This window comes from Vibrio sp. V19_P1S1T109 (assembly GCF_002241375.1).
Lineage (GTDB): Bacteria > Pseudomonadota > Gammaproteobacteria > Enterobacterales > Vibrionaceae > Vibrio > Vibrio anguillarum.
Genome location: NZ_NDIM01000371.1, coordinates 1 through 11,575 on the forward strand (window position 1 = coordinate 1; position 11,575 = coordinate 11,575).

6 protein-coding genes are annotated in these 11,575 nt (G+C 45.6%); all 6 read left to right on the plus strand.

All coding sequences use genetic code 11. The features are described 5' to 3' along the window. The first annotated feature begins 177 nt into the window (after nucleotides 1–177). Nucleotides 178–1,797 (plus strand): ATP-binding protein, encoded by a 1,620-nt coding sequence (locus B9J87_RS17070; protein ID WP_017044817.1) that lies wholly within the window; start codon nucleotides 178–180, stop codon nucleotides 1,795–1,797. Next, the gene (locus B9J87_RS17075) at nucleotides 1,794–2,474 is read left to right on the plus strand and encodes a response regulator (protein ID WP_013856664.1); all 681 of its coding nucleotides are present in this window, start codon (nucleotides 1,794–1,796) and stop codon (nucleotides 2,472–2,474) included. The genes B9J87_RS17070 and B9J87_RS17075 overlap by 4 nt, the downstream gene beginning before the upstream one ends. 157 nt (nucleotides 2,475–2,631) lie before the next feature. Continuing rightward, complete coding sequence (locus tag B9J87_RS17080; protein ID WP_013856665.1) at nucleotides 2,632–3,411, plus strand: substrate-binding periplasmic protein; 780 nt, start codon at nucleotides 2,632–2,634, stop codon at nucleotides 3,409–3,411. Nucleotides 3,412–3,435: 24 nt separating this feature from the next. After that, nucleotides 3,436–4,410, plus strand: coding sequence for a chemotaxis protein (locus tag B9J87_RS17085; RefSeq protein WP_026027355.1), 975 nt, complete (start codon nucleotides 3,436–3,438; stop codon nucleotides 4,408–4,410). A gap of 488 nt (nucleotides 4,411–4,898) precedes the next feature. Beyond that, on the plus strand, nucleotides 4,899–10,940 hold the full coding sequence (pulA, locus tag B9J87_RS17090) for a pullulanase-type alpha-1,6-glucosidase (protein WP_094151889.1): 6,042 nt from the start codon (nucleotides 4,899–4,901) through the stop codon (nucleotides 10,938–10,940). A 319-nt stretch (nucleotides 10,941–11,259) separates the two neighbouring features. After that, a partial coding sequence (locus B9J87_RS17095; protein WP_141201595.1) for a DUF2726 domain-containing protein occupies nucleotides 11,260–11,575 on the plus strand: 316 nt, incomplete at its 3' end.

Here is an 11,575-nt window from a genome sequence, read left to right on the forward strand (position 1 = left end):
TGATAATTTTTTATAAAACCTTGTGCATATTCTGCTTGGCAAGTCTTCGAAATAGATTGCAATAAAACGAACCAAAATGGTGCGTGGAATGCGTAGTATTGTTCACAGTTATTCGTTTCTCTCTTCGCTCAAATGTTAAATAAGTGTTAGCTTGTATGCAGAGTTAAAGAGGGATTTATGGTGTGGAGTAGTATCAGTTTTCGTAAGCGTATGCTGATCATAATGACCCTTTCAGGGTTGATTGAATTACTGCTGTTAGTTGCCGCTGGTTTTGTGTACATCAAACATTCTCAAGAAGAAGAGATGGGCTTAAAGGCCTTAGGGGTTGCTTCATTTCTTGCTCAAACTCCATCAGTGGTCGATATGCTTGAATCTGGTAGTGGGGTGGATCACCAACAGCGTTATCGAGAGTTAACAAAATTAATCGGTGCAACCTTCATTGTTATCGGCGATCAACATGGGATCCGCTTAGTCCATCCTGTTGATGAACGAATTGGTCTTCCCATGAAAGGGGGAGATAATGATCAAGCTTTGCTACATGGTGAGTCATACGTTTCTTTTGCTCAGGGTTCATTGGGTAAATCCGTGCGTGGAAAATCGGCGGTAAAAAATGCCCAAGGACAAATCGTTGGTGTGGTGTCAGTTGGTTACTTAATAGAACGACTACAAGATAAAATTGAACCTTTTCTCATCTACCTAATTGGGATGGCACTGCTGGTGGTGCTGGCGAATGCTGTACTTTCCAGCTACGCCTCACGCCGTTTTCAGAAAGCGATACTTGGTTTTGAACCAGAAGAGATTGGCCGATTGTATGTCGAACTCGATGTCACCATGAGTACCTTAAAGGAAGGCATTTTAAGTATTGATGAGGCGGGTATTCTTCGTTCCATTAATAAAAGTGCGTGTGAGATTTTGGCGATTAACCGAGAGAAAGCACTGAATCAACCACTTTCTCTGTTTCTACCTGAAAGTGATCTCATGAGTGTTATTGAAAGTGGCACGCCTGATCACGACATCGAGCTGTACCTCAATCAACAGCGTCTGATCGCCAATCGAAGTCCGATTATTGTTGACGGTAAAGTGGTTGGGGCGGTGTCCAGCTTCCGCCTCCGAGATGAAATCAACGAGTTAACCGAGCAACTCTCCCAAACCAAAGAGTATGCTGAAATGCTGCGCTCTCAAACTCACGAACATCGCAACAAACTCAACACCATCAGTGGGCTTGTACAGATGGGAGAGCTGGAAGCGGTTCAGCATTTAATCGGCCAAGAAACGGCTCATTACCAATCGCTCATTGAATTTCTACGCGAGACAGTTAGAGATCCACTCATTGCCGGAATGCTGCTGGGTAAAACTGAGCGGGCTCGTGAACTTGGTTTGGAGTTAGTTGTTGAAGAGGGATCGCGTCTAGAACCTTTGCCGCAGCGTATCAATGCCGAAGATATCGTCACTATCTTGGGTAACCTGATTGACAATGCATTTGATGCGACACTCACGATGATCCGCAATGAAAAACGGGTGACACAAGAACGACGCATCATTGAAGTGTCACTCAGCGATTATGGTGCCGAAATTATTCTTGAAGTGGATGATAAAGGGTGTGGTTTACCCGAACAAATGTCGCCACAGCAATTATGGCAAAAGGGAGTCTCTAGCAAAGCAAAACATAACCGAGGTGTGGGTTTACACCTGGTAAAACAGTTAGCTGATCGCTATCAAGGGCAGCTAGAAATGAAAAGTAATCAAGATGTTGGAACAAGAGTTACGGTTTATCTGCCTAAGGAAGAACAAGTATGAATACCCGTGTCATGATCATTGAAGATGATATCGCGATTGCGCAATTACATCATCGTTACCTGACACAAATTGAGGGATTTGAAGTCATTGGCATTGCAACGACTCACGCCGATGCCCAATTGCAGTTAGATATCCTCAAACCCGATTTAGTATTGCTGGATGTTTATCTACCGGATGGTACGGGGCTCGATCTCTTACAGAAAGTTCGAGGCAACAACCAAGGCTGTGATGTAATTTTGATTACTGCAGCGCGCGATGTTGAGACGCTACAACAGGCAATGCGTGGTGGCGTAGTTGATTACTTGCTCAAGCCAGTCATGTTTCCCCGTCTTGAATCGGCATTGAAGAAATACCAAACCCAACAATTAGAGCTGGGCTCCGTGGCTGATGTTGACCAAAACGTAGTTGATAAAATGTTGACAGCCAATACCAGTGAGCTTCCCACTCATCTGCGTCTTCCCAAAGGAATTGATGGGGTTACGCTAGACAAAATACGCCATCTTTTTAATACACCATGCAGTTTGACCGCGGACGAAGCGGGAGAAAAAATTGGCGCAAGTCGAACCACGGCAAGACGTTATCTGGAATATTTAATCAGCAGTGGTGAGCTAACCGCCGACTTAAATTACGGCACGGTTGGTCGCCCGGAGCGTTGCTATAAAAAAGTTGTGCGTTAGGCCGAGAGATTTAATGAGTTAACCGCATGAAATTTAATGCTATTTAATCACGTCGTTCGTATTGTTGATGATGAATGCTTGCGATCAACTAGACGGCGTTTCAAACCCCATCTAAAGTTTAAGAACAAAAGGCAGATAACATCATGTAGGAGAGAGGATGAACGTAATCAAATATCTGCGTACTATTCTACCTATGTGGCTAATCAGTGTGTTGGCATCATCACCTGCTTATCCCGCTAGTCTTGAAACACTAACGTATTATACAGAGGCCTATCCCCCTTTTAATTTTATGAATCAGGGCAAAATCACTGGAATTTCGGTTGATTTACTTCAAGAAGCCGCTAAATTCTCAGGACATGACGTATTATTGAGCCAGATCGTATTGCAACCGTGGGCTCGTTCTTATCGCTCTACCATTTTGAAAAAAGACGGAGTACTTTTCTCGACAACAAGGACGTCACACAGAGAGGAATTATTTCATTGGGTAGGCCCAATTGATGACATCAAAGTTTCGGTAATTGCACGTAAAGGCAGTAATATCAAACTTGGGGAACCTTTAGAAATTACCTCCTATAAGATCGGGGTGATAAAAGATGACGTCGGCGAACAAATGCTATTGCAATATGGTGTTCCGAGAGACTCAATGCAAGAAGCAACGGATGTCACGATGTTGGCAGAGCAGTTAGTGAAAAAGCGTATTGATTTGATTGCATACGATGAACGGTCAGCCCATTGGTGGATAAAACAAGCAGGATATGCCCCCGATCAATTTGAAACACTTTATGTGTTAAAGCAGGGATTACTTTACTATGCTTTTAATAAAAATATAGACCAAACACTATTAGACGATTTACAAATGGGTATTGATAAAGTAAAGAACACGGTTAATGAAGACGGTGTTAATCGATATCAAGCCATATTAAACAAATACCAATAACCATTCTTAAGATTAGTGACCAGTATGAGCAACCCAAGTAGTACAATTTTGACAGAGAGTGGTACCAACGAACTTGAGATTATTGAGTTCCATTTAGAAAAGGTACTGCCAGATGGACGCACGAAAACCTGCTATTACGGCATTAACGTTGCGAAAGTTAGGGAAGTGATACAAGTTCCTGATACCACCGATTATCCCAATGCTCAGCCGCATATGATCGGTGTATTTTCGTCACGTGATGTACTGACTCCGTTAGTTGATCTTGCCGGTTGGCTTGGTGTGCCTACTAATCCAAGCCTTGATCGAAAGTTTGTTATCGTGACGGATTTTAACCGCATGACCAATGGCTTTTTGATTGACAGCATTAGTCGTATTCACCGTATTTCTTGGAACGATGTTGAATCGCCGAGTCAGTTTTTAGAAGCGGGTGAGCAAGATTGCGTCGTGGCGGTTGTTCGCAAAGACGGCAACCTGATCATGATTTTGGATTTTGAGAAAATCATCGCTGACATCAACCCTGAATTGAGTATGGAAAAATACGATGTCACGGTGGACAGATCGGTCGACCTCAACCAAAAAATGATCAGCAAACGTAATGCGAAAACCATCATGGTGGTGGATGATTCGGCGTTTATCCGCAGTTTAATACAAGACACATTAAGCTCTGCAGGCTACAACATTATTGCGTGTAAAGACGGTGGTGAAGCCTATGAGAAATTAATGGAAATTGAGAAAGTAGCCAAGTCCGAAAACGTACCCGTGACAGAGTTAGTGAATGCGATAGTAACGGATGTAGAAATGCCGCGCATGGATGGTATGCACTTGTTGAAGCGCTTGCGTGACAGCGAAACTTATAAAACAACGCCGATAGTGATGTTCTCCTCGATCATGAGTGATGATAACCGAGCCAAAGCATTAGCACTGGGTGCTGATGATACCTTGACCAAACCCGAAATTGGCAAAATGGTCACCCTGATGGATAAATATGTATTTGCTTAACCTTTATACTCTTCCCACTTAGAGTTGTTTGGGTATAGCGGTCAGTCTGCGACCAATTAAGGAGAGTCTCATTTGAGGCTCTTTTTGTTTTACCACAATTCTGAACGTTAAGCTCAGCGGCGCGAATAGCGAGCAATGAGTAAGGAGAGATGGGAGGAAGATCAAACTCTATTAGATTGGTCAAAATGTAATATTCTTTCACACTTTATCATTCCTCATTCTACGCTTTGTCTTTCCGATCACGTTTTTATCTTGCTCTCTCTGCTTTCCTTTCATCTCATTTACTCTGAGCGTGAGTGAACTCTGTGTTTTTCTTCTCCTCCCTTGGCTCTACGCCCTGAGAGCAAAATGGCAAGGGGGAGGTAATTGGCGGTGTCAAAATTATAACGTTAGCTTAGGTAGATATAGGCATATGTCTACTGATTTATAGGTTTTCTGCCAGCAGTGAGAGCAGGACAAGCACTAACGTTATAAAACGGATTACAACAATGAAAACAAACCTAACGAGAATGACTTTAGCGTTTGCTTCAATTGGTATGCTAGCGGGTTGTAATGACTCGTTAGACGTTCAAGTCATGGATGGGTATTTAACCAATGCCCAAGTTTGGCTGGATGTGAACGGCAATCGTCAATTTGAACAAAACGAACCTCAAGCGTATACCGACCAAAAAGGTATCGCAAAAATTAACGTGGCGGGGCTGCGTGGTGACGTAAAAAATTATTATCTGATGGCTTCTGCTATCAAGGGAAAAACCGTTGACCAAGATATTCCCACCGTCAAAGCGGCGCACAATTATTTAATGATGGCGCCAGCAAATTATCCGGTGATCAGCCCTTTTACGACTTACCTCAGCGTGCAGATGCAAAATGGTAAGCGAGAGAGTAAAGCGTTGGCTGAGCTGAAAAAGGCGCTGCGTATTCCAACTCTGGATATCAAAGCGGATTATGTCGATAACCACATCTTGGTTGCTCAATCTGCTAAAGCGCTAGCGCAACTGCTACCTGCTACTATCGATGACTCCAGCTTGCCTGAATTGGCCAATACCTTGAAAAAAGCCAGTAAACTGTTTGGCGATGAGATCAAAAAAGCGCAGCGAGAAAAGAGCGATATTCGCGATAAAACACTGATGCTTGAAAATGGTGAGCCTGTTATTGGCTTTGATAGCGATAGAGATGGCGTAGCCGATTTGATTGACCACTTTCCTTACGACATCCAAGAGAGTATTGACTCCGATAATGATGGCATTGGCGATCACGCAGACCTAGACGATGACAACGATGGCTGGCCTGATGAAACTGAATGGCGATTAGGGACAGACCCTTATGACGCCTTAAGCTTTGCTGCCGATCTCGATAGCGATGGCATTGCGGATGTCGAAGATGATGATATTGATGGTGATGGGTGGAGCAACGCCGATGAAGCGCGTTTAGGAACGGACGCCAATGATGTTTCAAGCGTTCCTGCTGATCTTGATAGTGACGGTATTGCCGATAGCGAAGATGACGATATTGATGGTGATGGCGTGAGCAACGCGCAGGATGTATTCCCACGAGATCGCTTAGAAAGCCTTGATACCAATAACGATGGGCTAGGGGATTTTGCCTCAAGCGACGATGACGGTGATGGCATCCCCGACAGCATTGATCCACAACCGAAACAGGCGGATAACTCGACAACCGAGCCGACCCCAACTTATCAAGAAGCGATCATTTACTACCTGCGTGATGACAATAATTATGACGGATGGGGACTACACCTTTGGAACAACGGTAGCTGTGATTCTGTTTCTGAATCTGCGCTTAATGGCGTGGATTGGGGAAATCCTTACTTAGCCTCAGAAATCGACCCGATTTATGGAGCGATATATCGCATTCCACTTAAAGCAGAACATGGCAACTGCATGAACTTTATTGTGCACAGTGGCAATGATAAAGCGCTGGGCGGCGATGATTTAGTGCTGGATTTTGTCAAAGGCAATACGCTTTATACGCGCCACGGTAGTGCGGTGTTGAACTATTCTCCGAATGAGCAAATTCAAGTTGCCATTGAGGGCGCAGCTGCACATTGGCTTGCGGTAAATCAACTGGCGTGGTTCGATCACAGCGAAGCGGCAAGCTATGAGCTTTGGAGCCGCGCACAAGGCAATGGTGATATCGCCCATCCTGAACAATTCATTCATTACCCATTAGCCTTGTCAGGCGTGACCAATAATGCGCATTTCCCACATTTAGCGGGTCGAACAGCCTTCAGATTGGATGTGAGCAATGAACAAGCTAAAGCGCTGTTGAAAACTCAGCTACTGACAGTGGCGAGAGAGGCTGAAGGCAAAGTACTGGTTGCAACAAAAGTACAGATCCCAGGAATAGTCGATAATCTTTACACGGCTGGCAGCGATGATGCCGATGAAGCGAAACTTGGCGCTTGGATAGACGGTGATAGCGCGCATTTTGCGCTATGGGCTCCGACCGCGCAGCAAGTGGAGTTGTATCTGTATGATCAAGATAAAACCCTTCGCAGTACCTCCCCTCAGCCGATGGTTGAAGATTCCAACACCGGAGTTTGGCACTATCAAGGTGAGCGCTCGCTGAAAAACAGTTTCTATCGTTACCGCGTGCAGGCCTACCATCCTAAAACGGCGCAACTTGAATGGATGATGACGACCGACCCGTATTCTCAATCGCTCAGCACATCCAGCCTTTATTCTCAATTGGTGGACTTAACCGCCGCAGAGTCAAAACCGGACGATTGGGATACTCAAATTATTCCTGAACTGACTCATCCTGAAGATAACATTCTTTATGAAGTACACATTCGTGACTTCAGCAACAGTGATAGCAAAGGAACAGCGGAATACAACGGTAAGTATCTTGCCTTCTTGGAAGAGGAACGTGACAGTGTTGCGCACCTGAAAAGTTTAAAACAAGCGGGTTTAACCACCATTCACTTACTGCCAAGCTATGATTTAGCGTCGATTCCGGAAGATGAGCAAAAGCGGGTCGATCTTAATGATACAGTCGCAAAACTGTGTGGTATTAACCCGCAAGCGTCGCTCTGTTCTGATGGCACGTCGATGAGCGCGACCATACTTTCTTTGTTGGAAAAAACCGACCCGAATACACCGCAAGCACAAGCATTACTTGCGGATGTGCGGCCGCTTGACAGCTTCAACTGGGGTTATGATCCATTCCATTACAGCGCGCCAGAAGGCAGTTATGCGGTGCAAAGTGATGGTGTGTCACGGGTGAAAGAGTACCGCCAAATGGTGCAAAAACTGCATCAGCTTGGTTTTCGAGTCGTGCAAGATGTGGTCTACAACCATACCTACTCGTCAGGTTTGTATGACAAATCAGTATTGGATAAAACCGTGCCCGGTTATTACCACCGCTTGAACCCCATCACAGGTGCGGTTGAAAATTCTAGCTGCTGTGACAATACCGCTTCAGAAAACCGTATGTTCGAGAAACTGGTGGCCGATAGTGTCACGATGTGGGCGCAAGATTACAAAATCGACGGTTTCCGTTTCGATCTTATGGGACACCTGATGAAATCAAGCATGCTCAAGATTTATGAGGCGGCGAAAACGGTTGATCCTGACACTTGGTTCTATGGTGAAGGCTGGAACTTTGGTGAAGTCGCCAACGGTGCCAGAGGCGAAAATGCCACGCAATGGCCAATGGCTGGAACGGGAATAGGGACTTATAACGATCGCTTACGTGACGGTGTGCGTGGCGGTGGTCCATTTGATAGCGGTGAGGCGCTATTAACCACTCCGGGTTTTGCTAATGCAGGTGATCGATTTAGTGATGAGCTGAAATCGAAAATGGACTTAATTCGCTATGGCATGGCTGGCAATTTACAAGCCTATCCATTGCAAACCGCCAGCGGCATGACAGTACTTGGCCGTGATTTCCAATACGGTGGTCAAGGCGCGGCCTATACACTTGACCCACAAGAGTCGATTAACTACGTCTCTAAACACGACAATCAAACCCTGTGGGACTTCAACCAATATAAAGCAAAAGCAGAAACCAGCTCAGCGGATAGAGCGCGCATGCAGATCATTGGTCTTGCGCCAGTAATGCTTGGGCAAGGTGTTCCTTTCTTCCATATGGGTTCAGAACTACTTCGCTCAAAATCGATGGCGCGCGACAGTTACGACAGTGGTGATTGGTACAACCGTGTTGACTTTAGCAAGCAGACCAACAACTGGAATGTCGGCTTGCCAAGAGCAGATAAAGATCAGGCCAACTGGAGTGCGATTCAAAGTGTGATAGCCAACCCCAATACGGTGGCTTCCGCGCAAGATATCGCATGGACAGACAATGCCTTCAAAGCCTTGCTGGCGATTCGTGCGCAAACACCGTTGCTCAAGCTAATCTCTGAGCAAGAAGTGTTAAATCGTGTTCGTTTCCATAATACGGGGCCAAATGCGCAGCCTGGCATGATTGTTATGTCGGTTAATGATGGTGTTTCAGCTGGTGCGGATCTCGACCCTAACGTTGAGGCCATCGTTGTCGCCATCAACGCCAATAGCGTTGAGCAAAGTGTCGTGATCCCGAATGCGCAGCGCTTTGAATTACATCCTGTTTTACGCACAGCACAAGATGTGCGCGTCAAAGAGAGCCAGTTTAACAATGGCCGCTTTACCGTTCCAGCCTTAACGGCGGCAGTGTTTGTGATGCCGCAGCAGGGCGAGCAGGGTGCTGGCTTAAGCATTGATGCGCCACCAATTGATGTTGCACCTTATGGTTCAACCACGGTGTACGTGCGTGGTTCGATGAACGGTTGGGGAGTTTCAAATCCATTATCCTATCAGCAAAATGGTCTCTACACGTTTGAAGGTTATCTGACTCCCGGAGTGTATGAATTCAAAATTGCTTCTGAAGATTGGAGCACACTAAACCTTGGTTTTGGTGGCTTTAGTATCGCTAGCGGTTCCGCGACATTGGAAAATGCAGGAAATGGCAATATCAAGCTTACCGTAACAGAGCAAGGTGTTTTGAAGTTCACACTGGATGCATCCAACACATCGCAACTGGTGGTTGGCGTTGTGGATACGGGTCTTGACTACGCGTGTTATCAAGACAATAACCCCGCTTGTGATTTGCGAATTTATCAAGTGATGGTGGAATCCTTTGTTGATGGAGATTCAAACGCTGATTACGGCGTTGGTTACGGCAACTCGCACCACCGTGGTGATTTGCAAGGCATCATCAATAGCTTGGATTATATTGCTAGCTTGAACGTTAATGCGTTGTGGTTAACGCCAGTATTTGATTCCTGTGCGGGTCAAAATGGTGATGATAAGCTTGACGCTACTGGCTATTTTGCGTGTGATTATTTCAACGTAGATCCTAACTTTGGCAGCAACGCTAAGCTAAAAGAGCTGATTGATAGTGCGCATGACAAAGGGCTGTACGTGTTATTGGATGGCGTATTTGGCCACACCAGCTCTGTTGGCGTGAAAGTGTCACCGAGCGGCAAGTTGCCTCAGCTTCATGACGGAGAAAGTGGTTATCCGGGCAAGTTGGTCACTTATCCTAGCCAAGCGAGTGAGGCATTTTTCACTGAAGTTGCCAGCTACTGGATCCGTGAGTTTGGTATCGATGGCTGGCGTTTAGACCAAGCGTATCAAGTCCCGCTTGAGAGCTGGCGTTCGCTGCGCGTGGCGGTTGAACAAGCATCGCAAGATAACCTCAATGCAGGGAAATCATGGGGCACATTAGGCTATATGGTCGGTGAAGTGTGGCAAGGGGCTGATGACATTACCCTAACTGCGTATGGCAGTGATGCAAACCCAGCGCTCTCCTCTGCCTTCAACTTTCCTTTACGCTATGGTGTGATGCAAGCACTAGCCGTGGAAGAATCTGGTGCAAGCGGTAGCGCTCTGAGTCTAGAAGCCAGTTGGAATAACCGAGCGAAATCGCCTTATCACGCCATGCCAAATCTAATGTTAGGTAATCATGATTTGGTTCGCTTTGGTGACCTGATCCAACGAGGTAATTTAGGTGATTATTATGCGCGACATCTTGCCGCGTTCAGTTTTCTTGCTGCTTATTCTGGGCCAATCACGCTTTACTATGGTGAAGAGATTGGGGATGAAGTCGAAAACTTTGCAGCGCAAGTGACACAAAATTGTGCCGCTGTTGGTTTGTGTGATGATCACGTTGCTCGTTCTAGTGGCAAAGTAGATGGTTCAAGCTTGTCACCACAACAGCAAGCGCTGAAAAACAGCGTCAGTCAATTAATGCTACTGCGCAGCCAATACCCGTCACTGGCTAAAGGGGAGCGGCGTAATGTGTGGATTGACGAGAGTTTGTACGCGGATCTCAAAGTGTACGGTGATGAGCAGATCCTCTATGTGCTTAACACCAGCACTGCGGAGCGGAGATTATCTCTTGATATGGGAAGCGTAAAAGCTGCGACTCAATTGAAGGATTTAATGACTGAAGAGACGATCGCCACGCAAATCGGTACAACGACAATCATCGTTCCGGCTTTAACTGGTCGCTTACTTCGACTGGATTAATCGTTAAAGCAATAAAAGCTCGCTACGGCGAGCTTTTTCCTTCTCTACTTTTTCCTACTAAGGCTCTCATTAATGAGCCTCTCGTTTGGTCATTGTCCATTGACAGAAAACACAAGTTGCGACATTTCACTCATTGGCGTAGCTTATCAACCTGAATGACACTCTGGTACACATTCTAGATTCAGCTTACAAGAGAGCCTGCTGCCATGTGGATTAGGTCACCCTCTTCAACAAATCCATAGTAATAAACTGGCCTTTGGGCGGTACTTCGTTTATTAATTAGCGAGTTAGCTAATTACTTCAAAATGGTTTTTATCGTATGACCAACATTTTTATCATTGTTGCACTGCTGGTGCTGTTTTTTGTCTTTATCCAAAAGTACGTGATCAAACACGACGATACCAAAGACTACGCTTATAAGAAGAAAGGGGCGTTACTCAATATGTCGGAAGGCGCCTTTCATAACGCACTGAAATCTGCAGTAGGGGAACACGGTGTGGTGTTGGCTAAAGTTTCAATGGCCAACGTGGTTACCCCAGCGGTGAACTTGAATAAAAAGCAGTGGTTCATCGCCAATAACCGAATCGCCAAAAACTATTTTGATTTTGTGGTGTGTGATGCAAGAACCTTAGAGC